Here is a 23,420-nt window from a genome sequence, read left to right on the forward strand (position 1 = left end):
CCCCTTCAGGCGCGCAGTGGCAGGTTATCGGCGCGCGCCAGTTTCAGCCAGGCCACCATGCCCGAGAAGAAACCGATGGCGGCCAGAATGGCGGCCACGGTGATCTGGCCGCTGTCTTCGACCCCGGCCGAAAGCGCCAGATAGCCGAAGGCCCAGAAACCCGACCAGCTAATCACGCAGATCAGGGCAACAAGCTTGTTCATATGGTTCCTCCCAAAACCACGCGCGCGGGTAGGATGGGACAGATTGTCGCGGGCTGCCAGCAAAAAACACGCCGCGCTGCGGCATTTCGCCCCAGCGCGGCCAGTCGGAGGTCGTGTTGCGGTCAGCCGTAGCTGCGGCGGTCCTCGATCACCTTGCCGTCATTGGGCAGGCTGCCCGGCGCCACGATTTCCACACGGCCTTTCAGCTTCAGCACATCGACGATGCTTTGTTCGTAGAGCCCGGGATTCGCGGCGCGACTTTCGACCTGCACGGTCATTGCATCCATCTCGCCCTCGCGGGTGGCGATGACACGGGCGCGGGCAACTTCTTCGTGACGGGCCACGAATTCGGCCACCTGTTCAGGGCGGACAAACATGCCCTTGATCTTGGTGGTCTGGTCAGCCCGGCCCATCCAGCCGCGAATGCGCAGATTGGTGCGGCCGCAGGGCGAGACGCCCGGCATCAGCGCCGAAAGATCGCCGGTGGCGAAGCGGACAAGCGGATAATCGCGGTTCAGCGTGGTCACCACCACCTCGCCCACCTCGCCCATCGGCACCGGATCGCCCGTACCGGGGCGGACGATCTCCACGATCACGCCCTCGTCAAGGATCATGCCCTCCATCGCCTCGGATTCGTAGGCGATATTGCCCAGATCGGCGGTGGCGTAGCATTGCAGGCACAGGATACCCCGGTCGGCATATTCCTTGCGCAGTGAATGAAACAGCGCGCCGCCGCCCACCGCCGCGCGGGTGATCGCCAGCCGCTCGCCCATTTCATCGGCGCGGTCGAGGATGACCTTCAGGTAATCCGGCGTGCCCGCATAGGCGGTCGTACCGATGTCCACAGCAGCCCGCACCTGCAAGTCGGTCTGGCCGGTGCCTGCGGGCAGCACGGCGGCCCCGACGGCACGGGCCCCCGATTCAAAGATCATCCCCGCGGGCGTCAGGTGATAGCCAAAGCAGTTCTGCACGATGTCGCCCCTGCCTACGCCGCAGGCATGCAGGAAACGGCCCATGCGCCACCAGTCGGCGGTGGTCCGGCCAATTTCATAGATCGGACCGGGCGACTGGAACACATGCTCGAAGGCACCGCCTGCGGGCAGGAAGCCCCCCATCGGCGGGCGGGCTTTCTGCGCGCCGGAAAGATCGGCCTTGCGGATCACCGGCAGGCGGGACAGCGCCTCCAGCCCCGTGATCTGCGCCGGATCGACGTCAGCGAGGCTTTCGGCCATCGCAGGGGCGGTTTTCGCATGGGCGATCAGGGCAGGCAGATCACGGGCCAGATCGGCGGCGCGCTGGTCGGCGGAACGGGTTTCCAATGTGTCGAAATAGGTCATTTGCGCCTCCCCCCTCACGACAGCCACCGCTTGCGGCGGCGATAGCTGCGCACGTCGCGGAAGGATTTGCGGCCCTTGTCCGACATGCCGAGGTAGAATTCCTTCACATCCGGGTTCTCGCGCAGTTCCTGCGCGCTGCCTTCCATCACCACCCGGCCACTTTCGAGGATATAGCCGGTATGGGCATAACGCAGGGCGACGTTGGTGTTCTGTTCAGCCAGTAGGAAGGTCACGCCCTCGCCCTCGTTCACCGCTTTCACGATCTCGAAGATCTGCTCCACCAGTTGCGGGGCCAGACCCATCGAGGGCTCATCCAGCAGGATCGTCTCAGGCCTCGACATCAGCGCACGGCCCATGGCGACCATCTGTTGCTCGCCGCCCGAGGTATAGCCTGCCTGTGACTTGCGGCGTTCCTTCAGGCGGGGGAAGTAATTGTAGACCATCTCAAGGTCGGCGCTGATCGCGCCCGCACCATCCGTCCGCGTATAGGCGCCGGTCAGCAGGTTTTCCTCGACCGTCAGGTGTTCAAAACAGTGGCGGCCTTCCATCACCTGAATGACACCGCGCTTCACCAGTTCGGCCGGGTTCAGATCCTGCACGCGGTCGCCGCGATAAAGGATCTGGCCCTTCGTCACCTCGCCGCGTTCGGAATGCAGCAGGTTCGACACCGCCTTGAGCGTGGTGGTCTTGCCCGCGCCATTGCCGCCCAGAAGCGCGGTGATACCGCCCTTGGGCACCGAAAGGCTGACCCCTTTCAGCACGAGGATGACGTGGTTGTAGATCACCTCGATATTGTTGACCTCCAGCAGGGTCTCGGCTTGGGTCGGGGTGGCGTCCAGCATGGCTTGGCTCCGGCAGGGAAAGGGGGGCCCCGGCGCGCGGGGCCCCCGGTCACATCAGTTGCAGCGTTCGGCGATGTTGTTCTCGGCCGCGAAAGCCGCCGAATCCTCGGCCACCAGCGGGTCAAGCACATCGTGATCCGGCTCGATGAAGCCGGTGATCAGGCTCCATTTCTTCGCCGCCGCATCCCATTGCTGGATCATAGCGCCACCGGCACCGCCGTGATCGGCGCAAGTCGCCTTGAACGCCTGACCAAAGCCCTTCAGGCCCAGCTCTTCCAGACGCGCATCGGTGATTTCCAGCGCCTCGAACCCGTCACGCACCTGCGCCGCGTTCACCTTCGGCGTCCCTGCAAGTTCCTGCGCCTTGCGGATCGCCTCGGAAATCACGACCGCCGCATACATGCCGCGCGAATAGATCACCGAGCCGGCGGAATCGCCCGCGCCGCTGCCCTTGCCCGCATCGAAGACGTATTTCTTCAGGTCGGCATAGACCGGATAGTCGCCGCCCACACCGTTGAAGGTCAGCGCCTTGTAGCCATTGGCGCCGTCGCCAGCCGGAAGCACGTCATTTTCCGAACCCGACCACCAGATGCCAATGAACTTGTCCATCGGGAAGCGGATGTTGGCGGCTTCCTGCACGGCGACCGAGTTCATCACGCCCCAGCCCCAGAACAGCACATAGTCGGGCTTGTCGCGGCGCACTTGCAGCCACTGGCTTTTCTGTTCCTGGCCGGGGCTGTCGATCGGCAGTTCGCTCAGCGTGAAGCCATGCTTCTTGGCCAGTTCCTGAAGCGTGCGGATCGGCTCCTTGCCGTAGGCCGAGTTGTGGTAAAGCAGTGCGATCTTCTTGCCTTCAAGGCTGCCGCCGTTTTCATCCAGCAGGTATTTGATCGCCACGCTGGCGCCATCCCAATAGTTCGCCGGGTAGTTGAATACCCATTCGAACACCTTGCCGTTGGCAGCCGAGGTGCGGCCATAGCCGGGGGTGTAAAGCGTGATGCCATCGGCCGAGACCTTGGGGATCAGCTGATAGGTGATCCCGGTGGACAGCGGATTGTAGACCAGCGCGCCCTGACCCTTGGTGGCCTCGTAGCACTCCACACCCTTTTCGGTGTTATAGGCAGTCTCGCATTCCGGCACCTGCACCTTCTCGCCGCCGATACCACCGTCCCGCTCGTTCAGCAGGGTGAAGTAGTCGTTGAAGCCGTCGGCATAGGGGATGCCGCCCGCAGCGAAGGGGCCGGTGCGGTAGCTGAGGTTCGGCACCACCAGATCGGCCAGCGCCGGGGCTGCCGTGGTGGCCGCTATGGCCGCCGCCGCCAGCATGGTAAAGGTCTTCTTCATTCGTATTCCTCCCGGTTTGTTATCTCCGGCGCCTCCCGCGCCGGGTCTGGTTTTCTCAGGCGCTTTCACGCCGGGGTTTATTCTGCCCGCCCCGTCAATGCGGGAAGGGCCAGAGCCGCAGCTTCTCTTTCGCGACCCGCCAGAGCTGCGCCAGCCCGTGCGGTTCGAGGATCAGGAAAACGATGATCAGGGCACCGACGATCATCAGTTCGATATGCGCCGCCAGATCGGTGGGCCAGCCAAGCCCGCCCACCAGCAGATTCTTCAAGAGCACCGGCAACAGCACGAGGAAGGCCGCCCCTGCGAAAGAACCGAAGATCGACCCCAGCCCGCCGATGATCACCATGAAGAGGATGAGAAAGCTTTTCTGGATGCCAAACGCCTCGCCCACCTCGGCCGCGCCCAGATAGACCGCAAAGAACAGCGCCCCGGCGATACCGATGTAGAAGCTCGACACGGCGAAAGCCGACAGCTTGGTGGTCAGCGGGTTCACCCCGATGATTTCAGCCGCGATGTCCATGTCGCGGATGGCCATCCACTTGCGCCCCACCGTGCCCCGCGTCAGGTTGCGGGCCAGCCAGGCCAGCACGAACAGGAACACGGCGCAGAACAGGTATTTCGCCCAGGCCGGGGTGCTTGCCCCGGTCACCGCCACGCCCAGCAGCGTGCGCTCCGGCGCGGTGATCTGACCCGAGGCCGAATAGTTGTAGAACCACGGCACCTTGTTGAACAGCCAGACAAGGAAGAACTGCGCGGCCAGCGTGGCCACTGCCAGATAGAAGCCCTTGATCCGAAGGCTCGGCAGGCCGAACAGCACGCCCACCCCGGCGGTCACCAGACCGGCCAGCAGCACGTTCACCGGCATCGGCATCCAGGGAAACGCCGTCATCAGCTTGTAGCAGGCATAGGCCCCCACCGCCATGAAGCCGCCGGTGCCAAGGCTGACCTGACCGCAATAGCCGGTCAGGATATTCAGCCCGATCGCGGCGATCGCATAGATCAGGAAAGGCACGAAAACCGCATTGGCCCAGTAATCGTTCATCACGAAGGGCAGGATGCCGAAGCCAAGCACCAGCACCGCGTAATAGCGCATCCGGTCGAAACGGATCGGGAAGGTCTGGCTGTCATCGACATAGGAGGTCTTGAAGTCCCCCGCCTCACGGTAAAACATCAGTCCCGTCCTCCCATCGTCCGGCTTTCATCTTGGTCCAAATATCCCGGGGGTTTGGGGGCTGGCCCCCAATCCGACACCAATCGCATACCCATCGCTCAGACCCTCTCGATGATGCGTTCGCCGAACAGGCCTTGCGGCCGGAAGACGAGGAACAGCAGCGCCAGCACATAGGCGAACCAGTTTTCGGTCGCGCCTCCGATCAGGGGGCCTGCGAAGAACTCGAACAGCTTTTCGCCCATGCCGATGATCAACCCGCCCACGATAGCGCCGGGGATCGAGGTGAAGCCGCCCAGCATCAGCACCGGCAGCGCCTTCAGCGCGATCAGCGACAGCGAGAACTGCACCCCGGATTTCGACCCCCACATGATGCCCGCGACCAGTGCCACAAAACCGGCAATCGACCAGACCAGCACCCAGATGAAGCGCAGCGAGATGCCGACCGACAGCGCCGCCTGATGGTCATCGGCCACCGCGCGCAGGGCACGGCCGTATTTGGTATACTGGCTGAACAGCGTCAGGCTCGCCACCAGCAGGGCCGCGACCACGGCAGCCACGATGTCCAGCCGGTCGATGAAGAAGCCATAGCCGAAGGCGTTGAAGGTCAGCGCGTCGATGGTTTCCGAAATGCCCTGCGGCAGGCCGACATCCAGCTTCTTGATATCGGCGCCCCACATCACGTCGCCCAGACCTTCCAGGAAATAGGCAAGGCCAATGGTCGCCATGAACAGGATGATCGGCTCCTGATTCACCAGATGCTTCAGCACCAGCCGCTCGATCAGCCAGGCCAGCCCCACCATCACCAGCGCGGTCAGCGCGATGGCGACAATGGCGGGCAGCGTCCAGCCGAAGCTGTGCAGTTCGGTCCCGAAGATCGCGTTGATGACATGCGAGAACGGGATCTGCCCCTGCTGCAAGCCCACCAGCGTCAGCGCGGCGAACAGCGCCAGCACGCCCTGCGCATAGTTGAAGATGCCGCTGGCCTTGAAGATCAGCACGAAGCCCAGCGCCACGAGGGCATACATGATCCCCGCCATGAGGCCGTTGAGCGAGACCTCCATCGCATAAAGAAGCTGATCAGGCATGGGCGGCCCCCTTGAATGCGAATGACAGGTCCAGCTCATTGCGGGCCACGCCTGCCGGTTCGGAATGAAAGATCTTCCGCATCAGCCGCTCCCCGGTTGGCAGGGATCGCTGCGGATGTAGTCAAGCTGATTGCTGACAGAGACCGCAAATTCGGATTTCTGGCCGAAATGCGGATAGATCACCAAGGCAAAGCCCTGATCCTGGCACAGCACGGCAAAGGGCTCGACGGGGCGCGGAATCTGAAAGCTGTGCTGCTGGTATCGCGAGGCCGGAAAGGCCGCGGCGAACTCTTTCGGCCAGGCTTTCGCCCACTCGGTCAGGCTGCGCCGATCGCCCTCGACCTCTTGCACAGTGCAAAGATCCCAGATCTTGCCCGTGCGGCGGGCAAGAACCATCAGCGCCTTGGACTGGCTGTAATAGGTATAGGTTTTCGCGCCGGGCTTGCCGCTGCTGAGCGGCGCGGGCAGATAGCCGCGCAGCGGAGCCTCGGATTGCTCCAGCAACACCTTCTCGCAGGCCTGCACCAGTTCCAGACGTTCGGCGGGGGTCACCTCGGGGATGGCAGCGGCGGGCAGGGCAAATCCTGTCAGTGCTCCAGCCATCAGACAGGCCCGCGTCCAGCCGGGAAACCGGAGGAAGGACAGGCACTCAGTCATGCGAAACCCCCAGATAGGCGTTGATGACATCGGGATTGCTGCGCACCTCGTCGGGCGGACCGTCGCCGATCTTCTTGCCGTAATCCATCACGACCACGCGGTCGCTCAGGTCCATCACCACGCCCATGTCATGTTCGATCAGCGTGATGGTGGTGCCGAATTCGTCATTCACATCCAGGATGAAGCGGCACATGTCCTCTTTCTCCTCGACGTTCATGCCTGCCATGGGTTCATCGAGCAGCAGCAGCTTCGGCTCCGCCGCCAGCGCGCGGGCCAGTTCCACCCGCTTCTTCAACCCGTAGGGCAGACGGCCCACGGGCGTCTTGCGGATGTGCTGGATTTCCAGAAAGTCGATGATCTTCTCGACCTTCTCGCGGTGCTCGGTCTCTTCGCGTTGCGCGCGGCCCCACCACATCGCCTGATCCAGCATGCCGCTTTTCATCAGCGTCAGCCGCCCGGTCATGATATTGTCCAGCACGCTCATGCCCTCGAACAGGGCGATGTTCTGGAAGGTGCGGGCGATACCCTGCTGCGCCACCTCATAGGGTTTCATCGGCGCGCGTTTCTTGCCGCGAAACCAGACCTCGCCCTCCTGCGGGATATAAAAGCCCGAGATGACGTTCAGCATCGAGGATTTGCCCGCCCCGTTCGGCCCGATGATGGCGCGGATCTCGCCCTCGCGGATGTCGAAGCTGATATCGGTGATCGCCTTCACACCGCCAAAGCGCAGGGTGATGTTCTTCATCTCCATCAGCACGCCGCCGATCTTGCGGCCGTCTGAGGTGACATAGCCCTCGGGGTTCATCGCGTTCATGCCGCCCTCCGCTGACCGGCGACGGTGGCCGCGTCCATCATCCTGACCGTGGCGCGGATCGCGCCCTTGCGGCCGTCCTCGTAGGTCACTTCGGTTTCGGTGTAGACGCTGTCCGCCCCGTCATAGAGACCAGCAATCAGATCGGCGTATTTCTGTTCGATGATGTTCCGGCGCACCTTGCGGGTGCGGGTCATCTCGCCGTCGTCGGCATCCAGTTCCTTGTGAAGGATGCAGAAGCGATGCACCTGACAGCCTGACAGCATCGGGTCTTCGGCGACGGAGCGGTTCACTTCCTCCACATGCGCCTTGATGGCCTCGTAGACGCGCGGATGACCGGCGAGTTCCTGATAGCTGGAATAGGCGATGTTGTTGCGTTCCGCCCAGTTGCCCACCGCTGTCAGGTCGATGTTAATGAAGGCGGTGCAGCGGTCGCGGCCATTGCCGAAGACCACGGCCTCAAGGATGTTGGGGTAGAATTTCAGCTTGTTTTCCACATATTTCGGCGCGAACAGGCGACCATCGGCCATCTTGCCCACATCCTTCGCCCGGTCGATGATCCGCAGATGGCCGGTGGCCTCTTCAAAGAACCCCGCATCGCCGGTGGCAACCCAGCCTTCGGCATCCTTGGTCGAGGCGGTGCTTTCCGGGTTCTTGAAATAAGACATAAAGGTGCCGGGGCTGCGGTAGAACACCTCGCCATTCTCGGCGATCCGCACCTCCACCCCCGGCGAGGGCACGCCTACAGTATCCGACCGCACCTGCCCGTCGGGCTGCTGGGTGATGAAGACCGAAGCCTCGGTCTGGCCGTAAAGCTGTTTCAGGTTGATGCCCAGCGAGCGGTAGAAATCAAAGATCTCCGGCCCGATCGCCTCACCCGCCGTATAGCCCACACGCACACGGCTGAAGCCCAGCGTGTTCTTCAGCGGCCCATAGACCAGCTTGTCGCCGATCCAGTAGGCCAGGCGGTCGGCGGCGGAGACGGGCTTGCCGTCCAGGATCGCGGGACCAACGCGCCGCGCAACCGCCATATAGTGATCGAACATCCGCTTCTTCAGACGCCCCGCATCTTCCATGCGGATCATCACCTGCGTCAGCTGCCCCTCGAATACCCGCGGGGGCGCAAAGAAATAGGTCGGCCCGATCTCGCGCAGGTCGGTCATCATGGTGGCGGCGGATTCCGGGCAGTTCACGCAGAAGCCGGTCCACATCGCCTGCCCGACCGAGAAGATGAAATCGCCGACCCAGGCCATCGGCAGATAGGCCAGAACATCGTCACCGGGGCGCAGCTTGTCGAACTCGGACGAGTTCTTCGAGGTTTCGATGATGTTGCGGTTCGACAGCACCACGCCCTTGGGCTTGCCGGTGGTGCCCGAGGTATACAGCATCACACAGGTGCTGTCGTAATCCAGCTCCGCGATGCGGGTCTCAAGTTCGGCGTCAAAGCGGTAGTGACCCGCCTTGCCCTCGGCCTCCACATCGGCCAGCGCATTCATGTGGGAATGGTCGTATTTCCGCATGCCGCGCTTGTCGACATAGATGATCTGCTCGACATGCGGCAGCCGGTCCTGGATCTCCAGCACCTTGTCGACCTGCTCCTGATCGCCGCAGACCACAAAGCGTGCGCCGCAGTGATCCAGCACATAGGCCATCTCTTCGGCCACGGCGTCCTGATACAGCGGCACCGGCACCGCACCGCACATCTGCGCCGCCACCATCGACCAGTAAAGCGCCGGGCGGTTGCGGCCGATCACCGCAACATGATCCCCGCGGTTCAGCCCCAGCGCCAGAAAACCCAGAGCGATGGCGCGGATTTCCGCCGCACCTTCCGCCCAGGTCCAGCATTGCCAGATGCCGAATTCCTTTTCGCGCCACGCCGGACGGGCGCCGAACAGGCGCGCATTCCGGTCCAGCAGCGCAGGGATCGAGTTCAACCCGTCCGTCGCAGCCATACATATTCCTCCCTGCGCCCTCCTCCGGGCGGTCGGTCCGGGGCGAATCTTCTGTCGCCTTTGCCGAACGATGCAACCTTTGCCGCCAAAACTTGCGCGACTTTTTCCCAATCCTTGCGAATTGTTGCAGGGCGGGATTTCCTCTTTTCCGCGAGTGGCGGCGGGTGTTAGCCATGGCCGGGGGGATGATGCATGCCAGTCAACGATGCCCGCACCGGCCTGATGCGCGCCGGGCTGAACCTGATCCAGCAGGCGCTGTCGATCTATGACCGCGACCTGAAACTGGCGCTGTGGAATCACCGCTTTCAGGAAATGTTCGACCTGCCCGAGCAGCTGGTGACGCCCGGCGCCTCGTTCGAGGATACGATCTTCTATCTGGTGGAACGCGGCGAATATGGCCCGGTGGACGATCCCTGGACCGCCGTTCAGGCGCGGGTCGAGGCGGCGCGCGCCTTCCAGCCACACTATATGGAACGCGAACGCCCCGGCGGGCGCTGGATTTCGGTCGAAGGCGCCCCGCTGCCGCAGGGCGGCTGGGTCACGGTCTATACCGACATCACCGAAGTGAAGCTGCAGGAAAAGATGCTGCGCAACCGTTCGGCGGAACTGTCGGACGAGGTGCTGGCGAATGCCGAACGGCTGGCGCAGGCCAACCGCGCGCTGGCTGCGACCAATGCCGCGCTGGCCGAGGCCAAGCGGGAACTGACCGAGATGGAGGCCCGCACCCGTCTGACGACGGAAATGATGCCCGCCCATATCGCCCATGTGGATTGCGATCTGCGCTATACCTATTCCAACCGCAGACTGGGCAGCGTGATGCCCGGCCGGTCGGCCGAAATCATCGGGCTGACCGGGCGTGAGGCTTTGGGCGATCTGACCTTCGGCAAGATCCTTCCCTATCTGAACCGGGCGCTGGCCGGGGAGGCGTCGGTGTTCGAGTTCACCGACGAGGAATCCGGGCGCCGCATCCGTGCGGCCTTCACCCCCGATCAGATCGACGGCGGGCCGGTGAACGGCGTCTATATCCTGTCGACCGATGTGACGGCGGAAACCCAGGCCCGTTCGGCACTGGCACAGACCCGCAAGCGCGAGCTTGCGGCGCAGTTCACTTCGGGCATGGCGCATGATTTCGCCAATCTGCTGACCGTGATTCTTGGCCTGCAAAGCCGGATGGAGCGGCTACCCCTGCCGGATGAGGCCCGCGCGCTGGCAACCGGCATTCAGGCTGCGGCCCGGCGCGGGGGCGTGCTGCTGGACCGGATCGCCTCGATCTCGGGCCGCCCGACGCTGAAACCCGCGCCCACCGATGTGGGTGCCCTGCTGGCCGATCTGCGGCTGCTGGCAACACCCACCCTGCCGGTTCAGACCCGGCTGGAGATCGTGCTGCCTCCGCAGATGCCGGTTCTGATGCTGGATGCGGGCGGTTTGCAGGATGCGCTGCTGAACCTCGTGCTGAATGCGCGGGATGCGATGGGGCTGAAGGGCGGCACGATCCGCATCGCACTGGCCTGCCTGCGCGACACCTGGCTGGAAATCCGGGTTGAGGACGACGGGCCGGGCTTCAGCCCCGAGGCACTGGAAAAGGCGCTGGACCCATTCTTCACCACCAAGGGCAGCAAGGGGTCGGGGCTGGGCCTGTCGATGGTCTATGACCATGCAACGCTGGCGGGCGGGACGGTGCGGCTGTCCAACCGCCCCGGCGGCGGGGCCTCGATTTCCGTGCGGCTGCCCTTCCGCCCGGTGGCCGAGGGACAGGCGGAAGGTCTGCCGCCGCTGCTGGTCCTGCTGGTCGAGGATGACAGCGACATCCGCGAGGGTGTGCGCGAGATGCTGCGCGCACAGGGTCATGCGGTGATCGAGGCCGCCAGCGTGGACGAGGCGCTGGCGCTGGCCGAGGTGCCGGGCATCGGGCTGATCCTGTCGGATATTCAGCTGGGCGCGGCGCAGGGCACCGTGCTTGCCGAAACGCTCGCCGAACGCAGGCACCCTGCCCCGGTCCTGCTGATGAGCGCCCTGCCTGCCGGCGATCCGCGCCGCGCCGCCGCCCGCGTGCCGGTCCTGTCGAAACCTTTCGACGCCGCCGCCCTTGCCACCGCCATCGGAGCTGCCCGCGCATGAGCAAACCCGCGCATATCGCCATTCTGGACGACGAGCCGGAAATCCGCCGCATGCTGGCCGACGCTCTGGAGGAAGCGGGCTTCCGCGTCACCACCCACGCCCGCGCCACCGAATTCGAGGCGGCGCTGAAGCGCATGACGCCGGACGTCTGCCTTGTCGATCTGGGTCTGCCCGACCGCGACGGGCTGGCTGTGGTGCATCGTCTGGCGCTGGAATCCGGGGCGGCCATCATCATCATATCGGGCCGCGCGCAGGTGCAGGATCGCGTGACCGGGCTGGAGCTTGGTGCCGACGATTATATCATCAAGCCCTTCGATCCGGCCGAAGTGGTGGCCCGCGTCCGCGCCCGGTTGCGCAAGACCCGGGCCGAGCCGGAGCGCGGTGCCCAGACGGCCCGCTTCAATGGCTGGACGGCACAGTTCGACCGCTATCTGCTGATCGCCGCCGACGGAGCAGAGGTGCCCTTCAGCCACGCCGAGGGCGAGGTGCTGCGCCTGTTCCTCGAAAGCCCGCGTCGCCTGATCAGCCGTGCCCAGATGCAGGAAAGCCTTGGCGGCGTGGCGGGCGAAAGCTTTGACCGCGCGATGGATGTCCGCATCTCACGCCTGCGCACCAAGCTGGGCGAAGACCCGAAGAACCCGACCCTGATCAAGACGATCTACGGCGCGGGATATATCTTTCTGGGTGATGTAAGCTGGAGCTGACGGCAAAGGCAACATGACCCGCTGGCCACATGGCCGCCATGCAGTGGCCCTCGTTCCCCGCACCGGCTTGGCATCTGGCAGCAAAACCAGTATGCGGGCGGCAGCGAACAAGGAGCCGGGTGCAATTCCCGGCTGGCTCTTCCGGCCGCCCATCCGCCGGACAACCTCACCAAACCCAGATCTGGATGACAGCCGACGGGCCATGCCCCGGCTGTGCGGGAAATTTGCATGTTTTCACCACAAACCTATCGTGCCGAATGGTTCGGCAATATCCGGGCCGACGTGCTGTCGGGCCTCGTCGTGGCGCTTGCCCTCATCCCCGAGGCCATCGCCTTTTCCATCATTGCAGGTGTAGATCCGAAGGTCGGGCTTTATGCGAGCTTTTCCATCGCCGTTCTGACCGCGCTGACCGGCGGGCGGCCCGGCATGATTTCCGCCGCAACCGCCGCGACCGCCGTCCTTATGGTCACGCTGGTACGGGATCACGGGCTGCAATACCTGCTGGCGGCCACGGTGCTGACCGGCGTGATCCAGATTGCCATGGGGCTGCTGAAGCTTGGCTCTGTCATGCGCTATGTGTCGAAATCGGTGATGACCGGCTTTGTCAACGCCCTCGCTATCCTGATCTTTCTGGCCCAGTTGCCAGAACTGGACCCGAGGAAGGTGCCGCCCCTGACCTATGCGTTTGTGGCGGCGGGCCTGGCGATCATCTACCTGTTCCCGCGCGTGACAAAGGCCGTGCCCTCTCCTCTGGTCACGATCATCGTCCTGACCGCGCTCAGCCTCGGGTTTGGCTGGGATGTGCGGACCGTCGGCGACATGGGCGCGCTTCCCGACACGCTGCCCGTCTTCCTGATCCCGGACGTGCCGCTGACGCTGGACACGCTGCTGATCATCCTGCCCTATTCCATCGCCATTGCCGTGGTTGGCCTGCTGGAAAGCCTGATGACACAGAACCTCGTCGACGAGCTGACCGACACGACATCCGACCGCAATCAGGAATGCATCGGCCAGGGCATCGCCAATGCGGCCACCGGCTTCATCGGTGGCATGGCGGGCTGCGCGATGATCGGGCAGAGCATGATCAACGTCAAATCCGGCGGGCGCGGCCGACTGTCATCTTTCACCGCAGGCTCGGTCCTGCTGATCCTTGTGGTCTTTCTGGGCGACTGGGTGGCCCGGATTCCGATGCCAGCGCTGGTCGCAGTTATGATCATGGTATCCATCGGCACGTTCTCGTGGTCGTCTCTGCGCAACCTCCGCACCCATCCCCGTTCGTCCTCGTTGGTGATGCTGGCGACGGTCGCGACCGTGGTCTGGACGCATAACCTTGCCATCGGTGTGTTGGTGGGGGTGCTGCTGTCGGGTATCTTCTTCGCCGCCAAGATCGCACAGTTGTTCAAGGTCACGTCCAGCCTCTCACCCGACGGACGGGTCCGCACCTATGTCGTGGAAGGGCAGCTCTTCTATGGCTCCGTCGAAGATTTCGTCACGGCTTTCGACTTCCGCGCCGCACCCGAGCGCGTGGTGATCGACGTCACCCGCGCACATATCTGGGATATTTCCAGCGTGCAGGCACTGGATATGGCGGTCCTGAAATTCCGCCGGGCCGGAACAGTGGTTGAAATCATCGGCATGAACGCCGCATCGGAAACCATCGTCGACCGGCTCGCCACCCATGACAAGCGCAGTGACCCGACCGTCCTGATGGCGCATTGAAGCCGGGCCAAAGCCCCAAAATTCCGCCCCGGCACGCGAGGTGAACCGCGTGCCGGAGTTCCTTCCAGCACCCCGGCCGTTCAAAACAAAATGCCGCGCCCGGATCGACAGGCCAGCAGCAACACCGCCCGCAGGCTGACGCGCACAACGCCTGAGACACAGCGCAACTTCCCCCCAGTGGGGATGTTTCTCACAATTTCAGGAAATGGCGGACCCGGAGCGATTCGAACGCCCGACCCTCAGATTCGTAGTCTGATGCTCTATCCAGCTGAGCTACGGGTCCGCTGTGAGGGGGGATTTAGCGGCAGGGCCGGGGGGATGCAAGGGCGAAAAAGCGGAAGATGACAACTTTGTTTCTGCCGCTCTGTTCCGGCCTTGCTGCATTGGGAAAGCTGCCGCGCAGATTTCGGTGATCGGGGCCGAATTCCGGCCAGGGACAGCGCACCCGAGAGAATCAGCCCGCCGCTTCCTCTGCATCCAGCCCGCCCGCCCGCGGCAGGCGGATCAGGAATTCGGTGCCATCCTCGTCGCTGCGGACCAAATCAAGCTGGCCGCCATGGCCCCGGACAAGCTCCGCCGCGATGGCCAGCCCCAGACCGGCCCCCCCCTTGCGGGCAGATCCCTGGAACGCGCGAAACAGGTTGTCGCGCGCTTTCGGCGGCAATCCCGGCCCGGTGTCACCCACGCGAATCCACCAGGCGGCTTCATCCTCGCCCGCCGAAAGCTCGATCGTGCCGCCCCGCCCTGTCGCGTCGATGGCCTGCCGGGCATTGCGCACCAGATTGGCGACGACCCGGTAAAGCTGCTCGGTATCCGCCCGCACCATCAGCCCCGGCGCGGCATCGACCAGACAGGCAGGCTCCGACTGGGCCGAAAGCCCCTCGCCATCCGCCACATCCTCCAGCAGCGGACGCAGGGCGAAACGGGCAAGCCGGGGCGGATGCTCCTCGGCCTTGCCGAAGGCCAGCGTCGATTCGCAGAGATTGACAGCACGGCTGATCGAATTCACCAGCTTAGGCGCCGAACGTGCCACCGCCGGATCGGCACTTTGTTCGATTCTATCCGCAAACAGCTGCGCGGATGTCAGGATATTCCGCAGGTCATGGCTGATCTTGGCAACAGCTCCGCCAAGCTGGGCCAACCGCTCCTTTTGCCGGAACGCCGCGATCAGGTCCGTCTGCATGCGTTGCAGCGCCTCTTCGGCATCCCGCAACTCCACCACCCGTGCCGTGGGCGTGATGACATAGCGCGCATCCTCCGGCGCCGCGGCATAGGCCTGCATATGCCGCACCACCCGGCGGATCGGCACCACCATAAGCCGCCGCACCGCCAGAAACAGCATCGCCGCCGTAATGACAGAGATCAGCGCGGACAGGAACAAGATGCGCAGGCCGTAATCATACATCTCGGTCCGCAGCGGGCCCTCACGCAGGGTAATCTCGATCAACAGCCCGGCCTGCTGTACAGGATTGCCGATGATGCGGATGATCCGGTCCTCGGGCGTCACAAGCACCGCCAGCGCATCCCGGATCAGATCGAATGACCCGTCCATGCGCAGATCGAAGGTCGCCGCTACCGGCTGCGGGATTTCCGACGACAGCACCAGTTGGCGCACCTCGTCGCGCCGCAACACCACGTTGAACACACCCGCATTGTTGAGAAGCTCCTGCTCCAGCTCGGGCGTGATCATCCCGTCATTGGCCAGCAAGGCCAGCGAGGCGATCTGCGCCTTTTCAAGCCGCAGTTGCAGATAATCCACCCGGAACCGCGCGATAGAGGGCACGAAGATCAGCACCTCCGCCAGCATGACGAAAGCGACGGTCAGCAACAGGAACCGCCCCGAAAGCGTATTGAGAATGCGGCTGGTCAGCTTCCGCACGGCACATCCGTCTCCGCTTGTGGCGGCTCGCCCGCCTCTCTCCCAGCACTAGCAAACCCGCCGGGCCGAATACAGCGCCATATATGCCCCGGACAACGGGCAGAAACCCCGGCCGAAGCAAGATTGCTGCGAAAAACGCCCCATCCGGAATTGACTTGCCGCCGCGCCCTGCGTAAAGGACGGGCCTCAGTTGCCGCGGCCCTCGAATCTTTCGGGGTTCGGGCTGCATGTTACCGCCGTTACTGGAGAGCCGCGATGAAGCGCACTTACCAACCGTCGAACCTGGTTCGCAAGCGCCGCCACGGGTTCCGCGCCCGCATGGCCACCAAAGGTGGCCGTCTTGTGCTGAATGCCCGCCGCGCCAAGGGCCGCAAGAAGCTGTCGGCCTAAGAAGGGTCGGTCCTGTCCTGCGGGGCCGCTTCGGAAGATCTGACATGACACCGCCGCTGGCAGAGGAAGCAAACCGCACGACCGGGGCTTCCGAAAGCCTCGCGGCGGTTTCGTCATATGTGCCTTACACAATCCTTGCCAAACGCGCCGATTTCCTGCGCGCCGCTCAGGCGCGCCGGCAGGGCACGGGCGGCTTCCTTCTGCAAGCCCGCGAACGCGGCGATGACCGCCCCGATATCCGCGTCGGCTTCACCTGCTCGAAAAAGATCGGCAATGCGGTGATGCGCAACCGCGCCAAACGCCGCCTGCGAGAGATCGTGCGCGCCGTCCTGCCCGGCCTTGCCCGCCCCGGCTGGGATTACGTTCTGGTCGGCCGCCCCGGCGCCACGGTCACCCGTGATTTTGCAGATCTGCAAGCCGATCTGGCGCAGGCGCTCGCCCAGATCCACCGCCCGCCGCGCCCCAAGACCTGAGCACGGCGCACCGCCCTGCCCTTGCTTCTTGCCCAAATACTCATATCTCCGGTCAAAACCCAGGCCACGGCCAAAGGCCTTTCCCCATGTCGCCGCTCGCTCAGATCTTTGCCCTGCCGATCCGCGCCTACCGGCTGCTGCTCAGCCCCTGGGTCGGCCATGGCTGCCGGTTTCAGCCCACCTGCTCGGCCTATGCTCTGGATGCGCTTGCCCGCCACGGCGGGATCAAGGGGGGCTACCTGACGGTTCACCGCATCTGCCGCTGCCACCCATGGGGCGGATCGGGCTACGATCCGGTCCCCGGTGCCGATCCCGAACACGATTGCACAAGGCACCAGCCCTGAAACCTTCCGTGGCAACGCCTTTCGCAGGGGCTCGATGCCCCGGAGAAAGGCACCTCTTGTCAGGCACACATATCAGGGGCGCGGCGCGGCGGCGCGGCGCAGGCGGTCATTGATCGCGCGGCCCAGTCCAGTCTCGGGCACCGGGGCGAAGGCAATCGCGCCGCCCGGACCAGCCAGCGCATCGGCCTCGCGCAACAGGTGGAACAGCCGCGCTGCGGCTTCCACCAGATCGCCGCTTTCGGACAGGCTCAGATCGCCGGTCACCGCGCCGAAACCCACCAGCACTTCGCCCGACCGTGCCCCGGTCGCGTTCAGCCGCACCCGCGCCTCGGGCGCGTAATGCGAGGCAAGCTGCCCCGGTGCCTTGGGCTGCGCCGGATCACCCGGCAGCACCAGCGCATGTCCCAGCACCGCCTCCACCGCCTCCACCGTCACCCCGCCGGGGCGCAGCAGCGCGGGCGGGCCGTCGAGCCCCAGAATCGTGCTTTCAACCCCTACCGCACAGGCACCACCGTCCAGCACCGCCTCGATCCGGCCTGCCAGGCCTGCCATCACATGCGCGGCCCGCGTCGGCGATACCCGGCCCGAGGGGTTGGCCGAAGGTGCAGCCACCGGAAGCCCCGCCACCCGCAACAGCTCGCGCGCCAGCGGATGCGCCGGAACCCGCACCGCCACCGTGGGCAGCCCCGCCGTCACCAGCGGCGACAGTCCCGCCCCCTCGCGCAGCGGCAGCACCATGGTCAGCGGCCCCGGCCAGAAGGCCGCGGCCAGTGCACGCGCCTCGGGCGTCAGCACCGCATAGCGCCCGACCGCGTCAAGATCCGGCAGATGCACAATCAAGGGGTTGAAAGACGGGCGATTCTTCGCGGCATAGATCCGCGCCACCGCGTGATCATCGCACGCATCCCCGGCCAGCCCGTAGACAGTTTCGGTCGGCATCGCGACCAGACCGCCCGCGCGCAGCACCCCGGCTGCCTCGGCGATCCCTTCTGACGTGGCGGCGATAAGACGGGTTTCCATGGTTCGTGACGCAGCGTTGATGTTGAGGCGGTTTGACCTTGCGTTAATCTCGCCCCCGACAGATGACCCCAGATAGACCCGCGCGCCCCGGTTGCCAAGCGCGGGAAGGAGGATAGATGCCCTACCGTGCCCCGGTTTCCGAATTCCGTTTCGTCCTTGACCAGGTGGTCGGCATGGATCAGGTCGCCGCGACCGAGCTTTTTGCCGAAGCAACCCCAGAAACGGTCGAGGCGATTCTCTCCGAAGCGGGCAAGCTGTGCGAAACCGTGCTGGCGCCGCTGAACCGCGCGGGCGACCTGACGCCCGCAAAGCTGGAAAACGGCGTCGTGCGCACCTCGCCCGGCTTTGCCGAAGGCTACAGGGCCATCACCGAGGGTGGCTGGGTCGGCATGGCGGCCAGCCCCGAACATGGCGGCATGGGCCTGCCGATGTCGCTGACCACCGCCGTGAACGAAATGATCGGCTCCGCCTGCCTGTCGCTGCAACTCAACCCGCTGATGACGCAGGGCCAGATCGAGGCGCTGGAGCATCACGCCTCGGACGCGATCAAGGAACTTTACATCCCGAAACTGATCTCGGGCGAATGGTGCGGCACCATGAACCTGACTGAAGCGGGCGCCGGGTCCGATGTGGGTGCGCTGCGCACCAAGGCGGAGCGCAATGGTGACGGCACCTATGCGGTGACAGGGCAGAAGATCTTCATCACCTGGGGCGACAATGATTTCGCGGGAAATATCTGCCACCTCGTGCTGGCCCGTCTGCCCGATGGCGCCCCCGGAACCAGAGGCATCAGCCTGTTCATGGTGCCAAAGTTCATCCCCGATGAAAGCGGCAATCCCGGCAAGCGCAACAGCCTTGGCGTCGTCAGCCTTGAACACAAGCTGGGCCTGCATGGCTCACCCACCGCCGTCATGCAATATGACGGCGCGACCGGCTGGCTGATCGGAGAAGAACACAAGGGCATGGCCGCGATGTTCACCATGATGAACAATGCGCGGCTGGGCGTCGGGATGCAGGGCGTGGCGATTGCCGAAGCGGCATTCCAGCACGCGCTGACCTATGCGATGGACCGCAAGCAGGGCAAGACGCCGCTGGGCGCCACCGCCATCGTCGATCATGCCGATGTACGGCGGATGCTGGGGCAGATGAAGGCCGAAACCTTTGCCGCCCGCGCCATCGCGCTGGCCTGCGCGGTCGCCATCGACATGGGCCGCGCTACTGGCAGCGCTGACTGGCAGGCCCGCGCCGCCCTGCTGACGCCAATCGCCAAGGCCTATGGCACCGATATGGGCAACGAGGTCGCCTATCTGGGCGTGCAGGTCCACGGCGGCATGGGCTTCATCGAGGAAACCGGCGCCGCGCAGTTCAGCCGTGACGCGCGGGTGACCTCCATCTACGAAGGTACCAACGGCATTCAGGCGATGGATCTCGTGGGCCGCAAGATGATGGACGGTGGCGCGGCGGCCTACCGCCTGCTGCAAGAGATTGAGGATCACGCCAGCGAGGCGCGCGCCACGCTGCCCGACTTGGCGGGCGATGTCTGGGCGGCGGCCGAGGCGCTGCGCGAGGCGACGGAATGGCTGGTCGCGCAGGAGGCCAAAGACCGCAACGCCGGGGCCGTGCCTTATCTGCGCGCCTTTGCCCGCGTGCTGGGCGGACATTACCACCTGAAGGCCGCGCTGGCCGATGCGTCACGGCAACCGCTGGCGGCCTTTGCCATCAAGCGCCTGATGCCCGAACATAGCGCGCTGATCGCACAGATGCGCGAAGGGGCGGCGGGGCTTTATGCCCTCACCCCCGAGGCGCTGGCCTCGTGAGCATCGATACCCGCAGCACCGGCCTGCGCTATCCGTTCGAGCCGCCCGCAGCGGGCGGCTCGGTCGCAATTGCGGAAGGCGTTCTGTGGCTGCGGCTGCCGCTGCCGATGGCGCTGGATCACGTCAATGTCTACGCGCTGGACGAGGGCGACGGCTGGACACTGATCGACACCGGGCTGGATACCCGCCGCGCGCGCACCGAATGGCAGGCGCTTCTGGATGGCCCGCTGGCGGGCCGCCCGGTGCGGCGGGTGGTGGTGACGCATCACCATCCCGACCATATTGGTCTTGCCGGATGGTTCATGGCACGCGGGGCGGAGCTTGTGACCACCCGCACCGCCTGGCTTTATGCCCGCATGCTGACGCTGGACGAACAGCCCGCCGCCACGCCGGAACAGCTCGCCTTCTGGCGCGGTGCCGGGATGGATGCGGCACTGCTGGAAAAGCGCGCGACGGAACGGCCCTTCAACTTCTGCGACGTCGTGCATCCGCTGCCACTGGGCTTTACCCGCACCGCCGACGGCGACAGCCTGACCATGGGCGGGCGGCGCTGGCGGGTGCATTGCGGCGATGGCCACGCCCCCGAACACGCGACCTTCTGGAGCGAGAGCGACGATCTGGTGATCGGCGGCGATCAGCTTCTGGCCTCGATCTCGCCCAATATCGGGGTCTATCCGACCGAACCGCTGGCCGACCCGCTGGGCGACTGGATCGACAGCTGCCGCCGCTTCGCCACACTGGCCGAACCCCGGCATCTGGTGCTGCCCGGACACAAGTTGCCCTTCACCGGCCTGCCACTGCGGCTGCACCAGCTTGAGGAAAACCACGACAGCGCCATCACCCGCCTTCTGGCGCATCTGGAACAGCCACAGACCGCGACGGGGTGCTTCCCTGCCCTCTTCCGCCGCAGCATCGGTGACGGGGAATATGGCCTTGCGATGGTGGAAGCCATGGCACATCTGACCTACCTTCTGCACAGGGGGCTTGCGAAACGCGACCTGTCCCCGGAAGGAGCCTGGATGTGGAGCCGCATATGATCGACGAAATCGCCACCTCTGCCGAGGTTCTGGAAGCCAGCGCCCTGCCTTGCGCCCATGTCGTCCATGCCGACCCGGATGCGCCGGAAACGGCAGAACAGCAGCCCCTGCCCGCCGCCGTGGCGCGCAAGCCCGTGGAACAGAAAAGCCCGGCCGAATGGGCCTATGAGCGGCTCATCCTTTATATCCGCAATTTCGAAAGCCAGCTTGATGCCAGACATGAGGTGGCGATGGGATTCGCGGGGGGCGAGGTCGGCGTGCTGCGGATCGAGGGGCTGGGCTATTTCGACCCCGATCTGATCACCTTCTACGGTCGGGACGAGGACGGGGCGAAGATGCAGCTTGTGCAGCATGTCAGCCAGCTGAATGTCGCGCTGCGGGCCATCCCGCGCGAAATGCCCGACGCCCCGCCACGCCGCATCGGCTTTCGTCTGGCTCAGGACTGGGATGAACCGGCCCCGGCGGAGCCGCAACACCCTGCCCCCGAAGCGTGACGCGGGGAGGTGACAGCCCCCGGTGAATCAGGTATCGGGTTGGAAAATCACGGCAGATCCGGGAGACGCACCTATGGCCGAACACAAGCATGGCAGCATGGACATCCGCGAACACGAAAAGACCTTCGCGGGCTTCATCCGCATGTCGACCTGGGGCGCAGGCATCGCCATCGGCGTTCTGATCTTCATGGCTCTGGCCAATTCCTGATCCCGGTCTCCGGCGGACCGGGCCCCGGGGGTCAAACCCCGGCCCGGCCCCGACCTCCTGCCCGACATCCTGAAGGAGCGCCCGATGCGCCGCCATCTGCTTTGTGTTGCCCTCGTCGCAACCCTGTCCGCCTGCGGCGCAGCCGAGCCGACCTGGGCACCGGATGAAGCCGTCGCAAAGGCGCGCTATGTGCATGACGGCCCGCCCGCGATCACGCTGTTCACGGTGATCAGCACCCGCAACGGCTCGGGCGCGCATGCAGGGCTGATGATCAACGGCTCGCAGCGGATCATGTTCGATCCGGCGGGAAGCTGGAAACTGCCGCGTCTGGCCGAACGCAATGACGTGCATTTCGGCATGACCGACAAGATGGTCAATTTCTACATCGACTATCACGCCCGCGAAACCTACTACGTCGTCGAGCAAACCAAGATCGTCTCGCCCGAGGCCGCGCAACTGGCGATGCAGCGTGCGATGTCCTACGGCGCGGTGCCGAAGGCGCATTGCACCGATGCCGTCTCGACCATCCTGCGGGGCGTCCCCGGCTTTGAAACCCTGCCGCACACCTGGTTCCCGAAGAAGCTGATGGAAGAATTCGGTAAGCTGCCGGGCGTGACCGAGCGCAAGATCACCGACGATGATGCAGACGACAATCATGGCGTTCTGCTGGTGCAGGCGGGCGATCCCCGTCTGGTGGAGCAGGATGCCGCCGCCGCGCAGTAAGGCGCGGCGGGCTCAGCCCAGCAGCAGCGGCAAACCGAACAGCACCGCAACACCTGCGCCGATCGACGCCAGCGTGTTGCGGGTGATCACCCCGGCCAGCACCGTCATCACCGCAGCGGCAAGCCGCACCGGATCTGTCTCGCCGCCCGTTGCGGCGGGCCACAGCACGGCGGGCGCCACCAGCCCCGGAATCACCGCCATCGGCGTATAGCGCAGCAGCCGCAGCACCATCGGCGGCAGAGGCCGCGCCCCGATCACCCCCAGGAACGAAAAGCGCAGCGCGAAGGTCAGCGCGCCCAGCGCGACGATCAGGGTCCAGAGCTTCCATTTGACCGCGATGATCTCGGGCAGTTGATCGGGGCTCATGCGCGTTTCTCCCACAGGGTTTCAACCAGCGCCCCGACGACCATCGCCGCCGCCGAGGCAACCAGCAGCCCCGAGGAATAGGGCATCCACCACAGGGCCAGCGTGCCCCCGACCGAAACAAGGGCGGCGGCATAATGCGCAGGTGTGCGCAGGACCGGGGCGATCATCGCCAGAAAGGCGATGGGCACGGCGAAATCCAGCGCGAGGTCAGACGGAATCGCCTTGCCAAAAGCTGCCCCACCCCAGGTGGACAGATACCAAAGCGGCACGACAAGGCTGACCGTGCCAAAGAAATAGGCCACTTTCTCGGCCACCGGGCGATCCGGGTTGCGGGTAAACTCGGTGATGGCAGCGACATAGCTCTGATCCACCAGAAGGTAGGAAATCAGTGCCCGCTGCCACAGCTTCGCCAGCCCCAGATGCGGCGCCAGCGAGGCGGAATACATCGCCATGCGCAGGTTCACGGCGGCAGCGGTGAAGATCACCACCACCAGCGGCGCGCCGTCCTGCATCAGCTGCACCGCCGCGAACTGCGCGGCGCCGGCGATGACCACCACCGAAAACCCCATGGTTTCAAGCACCGTCATCCCCGCCCCGGTGGCGACCACGCCAAACAGGGTTCCGAACGGTCCGATGACCAGCACGAAAGGCAAGGAGGCGGCAAGGCCGCGCAGGAAAGCGGCGCGCAGTGGAGAAGGCATGGGACAATCCGGCATGTCGGAGGAA

General features: G+C 64.8%; 24 protein-coding genes, 1 tRNA gene and 1 other annotated feature. Of the genes, 11 read left to right on the top strand and 14 right to left on the bottom strand.

Going from position 1 to position 23,420, the window contains the following annotated elements:
- Positions 1 to 5: 5 nt before the first annotated feature.
- From AO684_RS09440 to AO684_RS09480, 9 genes are all read right to left on the bottom strand, one after another.
- Complete coding sequence (locus tag AO684_RS09440) at positions 6 to 203, bottom strand: hypothetical protein (protein ID WP_054302495.1); 198 nt, start codon at positions 201 to 203, stop codon at positions 6 to 8.
- Positions 204 to 325: 122 nt separating this feature from the next.
- A complete protein-coding gene (locus AO684_RS09445; RefSeq protein WP_054302496.1) occupies positions 326 to 1,540 on the bottom strand; it encodes a phenylacetate--CoA ligase family protein in 1,215 nt (404 codons plus the stop codon).
- Positions 1,541 to 1,554: 14 nt separating this feature from the next.
- Positions 1,555 to 2,382: an ABC transporter ATP-binding protein gene (locus tag AO684_RS09450; protein ID WP_054302497.1), complete on the bottom strand. Its 828-nt coding sequence runs from the start codon at positions 2,380 to 2,382 to the stop codon at positions 1,555 to 1,557.
- A 54-nt stretch (positions 2,383 to 2,436) separates the two neighbouring features.
- Entirely contained in the window at positions 2,437 to 3,726 is a 1,290-nt protein-coding gene (locus AO684_RS09455) for an ABC transporter substrate-binding protein (protein ID WP_054302498.1), read from the bottom strand.
- Between the two features lie 94 nt (positions 3,727 to 3,820).
- Positions 3,821 to 4,897 (bottom strand): branched-chain amino acid ABC transporter permease, encoded by a 1,077-nt coding sequence (locus AO684_RS09460; RefSeq protein WP_054302499.1) that lies wholly within the window; start codon positions 4,895 to 4,897, stop codon positions 3,821 to 3,823.
- Between the two features lie 98 nt (positions 4,898 to 4,995).
- Positions 4,996 to 5,982, bottom strand: coding sequence for a branched-chain amino acid ABC transporter permease (locus tag AO684_RS09465; protein WP_054302500.1), 987 nt, complete (start codon positions 5,980 to 5,982; stop codon positions 4,996 to 4,998).
- A gap of 81 nt (positions 5,983 to 6,063) precedes the next feature.
- Positions 6,064 to 6,585: a hypothetical protein gene (locus AO684_RS09470; RefSeq protein WP_054302501.1), complete on the bottom strand. Its 522-nt coding sequence runs from the start codon at positions 6,583 to 6,585 to the stop codon at positions 6,064 to 6,066.
- Positions 6,586 to 6,631: 46 nt separating this feature from the next.
- Positions 6,632 to 7,453, bottom strand: a complete 822-nt coding sequence (locus AO684_RS09475; protein WP_054302502.1) for an ABC transporter ATP-binding protein — start codon at positions 7,451 to 7,453, stop codon at positions 6,632 to 6,634.
- The gene (locus AO684_RS09480; protein WP_054302503.1) at positions 7,450 to 9,402 is read right to left on the bottom strand and encodes a long-chain fatty acid--CoA ligase; all 1,953 of its coding nucleotides are present in this window, start codon (positions 9,400 to 9,402) and stop codon (positions 7,450 to 7,452) included. Before AO684_RS09480 ends, AO684_RS09475 begins: the two co-directional genes overlap by 4 nt.
- A 192-nt stretch (positions 9,403 to 9,594) precedes the next feature.
- Here AO684_RS09480 and AO684_RS09485 point away from each other — a divergent pair, with 192 nt between their 5' ends.
- The 3 genes from AO684_RS09485 to AO684_RS09495 all read left to right on the top strand — a co-directional run bounded on the left by AO684_RS09485 (position 9,595) and on the right by AO684_RS09495 (position 13,943).
- Entirely contained in the window at positions 9,595 to 11,520 is a 1,926-nt protein-coding gene (locus AO684_RS09485) for a PAS-domain containing protein (RefSeq protein WP_054302504.1), read from the top strand.
- Positions 11,517 to 12,224, top strand: a complete 708-nt coding sequence (locus tag AO684_RS09490) for a response regulator transcription factor (RefSeq protein ID WP_054302505.1) — start codon at positions 11,517 to 11,519, stop codon at positions 12,222 to 12,224. The genes AO684_RS09485 and AO684_RS09490 overlap by 4 nt, the downstream gene beginning before the upstream one ends.
- A gap of 108 nt (positions 12,225 to 12,332) precedes the next feature.
- Positions 12,333 to 12,390 (top strand) — a sequence feature (sul1 is cis-regulatory element that is thought to sense ions involved in sulfur or methionine metabolism; They are found in Alphaproteobacteria).
- Between the two features lie 62 nt (positions 12,391 to 12,452).
- Complete coding sequence (locus AO684_RS09495) at positions 12,453 to 13,943, top strand: SulP family inorganic anion transporter (RefSeq protein ID WP_054302506.1); 1,491 nt, start codon at positions 12,453 to 12,455, stop codon at positions 13,941 to 13,943.
- Between the two features lie 206 nt (positions 13,944 to 14,149).
- On the opposite strand, the gene AO684_RS09500 is transcribed toward AO684_RS09495, so the two are convergent.
- A tRNA-Arg gene (locus tag AO684_RS09500) sits at positions 14,150 to 14,226 on the bottom strand.
- Positions 14,227 to 14,397: 171 nt separating this feature from the next.
- The gene (locus AO684_RS09505) at positions 14,398 to 15,750 is read right to left on the bottom strand and encodes a HAMP domain-containing sensor histidine kinase (protein WP_054302619.1); all 1,353 of its coding nucleotides are present in this window, start codon (positions 15,748 to 15,750) and stop codon (positions 14,398 to 14,400) included.
- 327 nt (positions 15,751 to 16,077) lie between these two features.
- Between AO684_RS09505 and rpmH the strand changes: the two genes are divergently transcribed.
- From rpmH to yidD, 3 genes are all read left to right on the top strand, one after another.
- Entirely contained in the window at positions 16,078 to 16,212 is a 135-nt protein-coding gene (gene rpmH, locus AO684_RS09510; RefSeq protein ID WP_054302507.1) for a 50S ribosomal protein L34, read from the top strand.
- 44 nt (positions 16,213 to 16,256) lie between these two features.
- Positions 16,257 to 16,685: a ribonuclease P protein component gene (rnpA, locus tag AO684_RS09515; protein ID WP_054302508.1), complete on the top strand. Its 429-nt coding sequence runs from the start codon at positions 16,257 to 16,259 to the stop codon at positions 16,683 to 16,685.
- An 86-nt stretch (positions 16,686 to 16,771) separates the two neighbouring features.
- On the top strand, positions 16,772 to 17,029 hold the full coding sequence (gene yidD / locus AO684_RS09520; protein WP_054302509.1) for a membrane protein insertion efficiency factor YidD: 258 nt from the start codon (positions 16,772 to 16,774) through the stop codon (positions 17,027 to 17,029).
- Positions 17,030 to 17,101: 72 nt separating this feature from the next.
- On the opposite strand, the gene AO684_RS09525 is transcribed toward yidD, so the two are convergent.
- Positions 17,102 to 18,049, bottom strand: a complete 948-nt coding sequence (locus tag AO684_RS09525) for an L-threonylcarbamoyladenylate synthase (RefSeq protein WP_054302510.1) — start codon at positions 18,047 to 18,049, stop codon at positions 17,102 to 17,104.
- Between the two features lie 116 nt (positions 18,050 to 18,165).
- Here AO684_RS09525 and AO684_RS09530 point away from each other — a divergent pair, with 116 nt between their 5' ends.
- The 5 genes from AO684_RS09530 to AO684_RS09550 all read left to right on the top strand — a co-directional run bounded on the left by AO684_RS09530 (position 18,166) and on the right by AO684_RS09550 (position 22,328).
- Positions 18,166 to 19,866, top strand: a complete 1,701-nt coding sequence (locus tag AO684_RS09530; protein ID WP_054302511.1) for an acyl-CoA dehydrogenase — start codon at positions 18,166 to 18,168, stop codon at positions 19,864 to 19,866.
- Complete coding sequence (locus AO684_RS09535; protein WP_369814585.1) at positions 19,863 to 20,903, top strand: MBL fold metallo-hydrolase; 1,041 nt, start codon at positions 19,863 to 19,865, stop codon at positions 20,901 to 20,903. Before AO684_RS09530 ends, AO684_RS09535 begins: the two co-directional genes overlap by 4 nt.
- Positions 20,900 to 21,397 (top strand): DUF6173 family protein, encoded by a 498-nt coding sequence (locus AO684_RS09540; RefSeq protein ID WP_054302512.1) that lies wholly within the window; start codon positions 20,900 to 20,902, stop codon positions 21,395 to 21,397. The genes AO684_RS09535 and AO684_RS09540 overlap by 4 nt, the downstream gene beginning before the upstream one ends.
- Positions 21,398 to 21,470: 73 nt before the next feature.
- Positions 21,471 to 21,605, top strand: a complete 135-nt coding sequence (locus AO684_RS09545) for an aa3-type cytochrome c oxidase subunit IV (RefSeq protein WP_054302513.1) — start codon at positions 21,471 to 21,473, stop codon at positions 21,603 to 21,605.
- Between the two features lie 84 nt (positions 21,606 to 21,689).
- Positions 21,690 to 22,328 carry a hypothetical protein gene (locus tag AO684_RS09550; protein WP_054302514.1) on the top strand — a complete coding sequence of 213 codons (639 nt, stop codon included), beginning with the start codon at positions 21,690 to 21,692 and terminating at the stop codon, positions 22,326 to 22,328.
- 12 nt (positions 22,329 to 22,340) lie between these two features.
- Here the strand turns inward: AO684_RS09550 and AO684_RS09555 are convergent, their stop codons facing one another.
- Together AO684_RS09555 and AO684_RS09560 are read right to left on the bottom strand one after the other, a co-directional pair.
- Entirely contained in the window at positions 22,341 to 22,694 is a 354-nt protein-coding gene (locus AO684_RS09555; protein WP_054302515.1) for an AzlD domain-containing protein, read from the bottom strand.
- The gene (locus tag AO684_RS09560; RefSeq protein WP_054302516.1) at positions 22,691 to 23,395 is read right to left on the bottom strand and encodes an AzlC family ABC transporter permease; all 705 of its coding nucleotides are present in this window, start codon (positions 23,393 to 23,395) and stop codon (positions 22,691 to 22,693) included. The genes AO684_RS09555 and AO684_RS09560 overlap by 4 nt, the downstream gene beginning before the upstream one ends.
- Between the last annotated feature and the right edge of the window lie 25 nt (positions 23,396 to 23,420).

It is taken from the genome of Gemmobacter sp. LW-1 (assembly GCF_001303875.1).
Lineage (GTDB): Bacteria > Pseudomonadota > Alphaproteobacteria > Rhodobacterales > Rhodobacteraceae > Gemmobacter > Gemmobacter caeni.

What these genes read in the sequence shown, in the direction of transcription:
- AO684_RS09440 (WP_054302495.1), bottom strand. Translation starts at nt 203, where the DNA reads ATGAACAAGCTTGTTGCCCTGATCTGCGTGATTAGCTGGTCGGGTTTC.
- AO684_RS09445 (WP_054302496.1), bottom strand. Translation starts at nt 1,540, where the DNA reads ATGACCTATTTCGACACATTGGAAACCCGTTCCGCCGACCAGCGCGCC.
- AO684_RS09450 (WP_054302497.1), bottom strand. Translation starts at nt 2,382, where the DNA reads ATGCTGGACGCCACCCCGACCCAAGCCGAGACCCTGCTGGAGGTCAAC.
- AO684_RS09455 (WP_054302498.1), bottom strand. Translation starts at nt 3,726, where the DNA reads ATGAAGAAGACCTTTACCATGCTGGCGGCGGCGGCCATAGCGGCCACC.
- AO684_RS09460 (WP_054302499.1), bottom strand. Translation starts at nt 4,897, where the DNA reads ATGTTTTACCGTGAGGCGGGGGACTTCAAGACCTCCTATGTCGATGAC.
- AO684_RS09465 (WP_054302500.1), bottom strand. Translation starts at nt 5,982, where the DNA reads ATGCCTGATCAGCTTCTTTATGCGATGGAGGTCTCGCTCAACGGCCTC.
- AO684_RS09470 (WP_054302501.1), bottom strand. Translation starts at nt 6,585, where the DNA reads ATGGCTGGAGCACTGACAGGATTTGCCCTGCCCGCCGCTGCCATCCCC.
- AO684_RS09475 (WP_054302502.1), bottom strand. Translation starts at nt 7,453, where the DNA reads ATGAACGCGATGAACCCCGAGGGCTATGTCACCTCAGACGGCCGCAAG.
- AO684_RS09480 (WP_054302503.1), bottom strand. Translation starts at nt 9,402, where the DNA reads ATGGCTGCGACGGACGGGTTGAACTCGATCCCTGCGCTGCTGGACCGG.
- AO684_RS09485 (WP_054302504.1), top strand. Translation starts at nt 9,595, where the DNA reads ATGCCAGTCAACGATGCCCGCACCGGCCTGATGCGCGCCGGGCTGAAC.
- AO684_RS09490 (WP_054302505.1), top strand. Translation starts at nt 11,517, where the DNA reads ATGAGCAAACCCGCGCATATCGCCATTCTGGACGACGAGCCGGAAATC.
- AO684_RS09495 (WP_054302506.1), top strand. Translation starts at nt 12,453, where the DNA reads ATGTTTTCACCACAAACCTATCGTGCCGAATGGTTCGGCAATATCCGG.
- AO684_RS09505 (WP_054302619.1), bottom strand. Translation starts at nt 15,750, where the DNA reads ATGCTGGCGGAGGTGCTGATCTTCGTGCCCTCTATCGCGCGGTTCCGG.
- rpmH (WP_054302507.1), top strand. Translation starts at nt 16,078, where the DNA reads ATGAAGCGCACTTACCAACCGTCGAACCTGGTTCGCAAGCGCCGCCAC.
- rnpA (WP_054302508.1), top strand. Translation starts at nt 16,257, where the DNA reads ATGACACCGCCGCTGGCAGAGGAAGCAAACCGCACGACCGGGGCTTCC.
- yidD (WP_054302509.1), top strand. Translation starts at nt 16,772, where the DNA reads ATGTCGCCGCTCGCTCAGATCTTTGCCCTGCCGATCCGCGCCTACCGG.
- AO684_RS09525 (WP_054302510.1), bottom strand. Translation starts at nt 18,049, where the DNA reads ATGGAAACCCGTCTTATCGCCGCCACGTCAGAAGGGATCGCCGAGGCA.
- AO684_RS09530 (WP_054302511.1), top strand. Translation starts at nt 18,166, where the DNA reads ATGCCCTACCGTGCCCCGGTTTCCGAATTCCGTTTCGTCCTTGACCAG.
- AO684_RS09540 (WP_054302512.1), top strand. Translation starts at nt 20,900, where the DNA reads ATGATCGACGAAATCGCCACCTCTGCCGAGGTTCTGGAAGCCAGCGCC.
- AO684_RS09545 (WP_054302513.1), top strand. Translation starts at nt 21,471, where the DNA reads ATGGCCGAACACAAGCATGGCAGCATGGACATCCGCGAACACGAAAAG.
- AO684_RS09550 (WP_054302514.1), top strand. Translation starts at nt 21,690, where the DNA reads ATGCGCCGCCATCTGCTTTGTGTTGCCCTCGTCGCAACCCTGTCCGCC.
- AO684_RS09555 (WP_054302515.1), bottom strand. Translation starts at nt 22,694, where the DNA reads ATGAGCCCCGATCAACTGCCCGAGATCATCGCGGTCAAATGGAAGCTC.
- AO684_RS09560 (WP_054302516.1), bottom strand. Translation starts at nt 23,395, where the DNA reads ATGCCTTCTCCACTGCGCGCCGCTTTCCTGCGCGGCCTTGCCGCCTCC.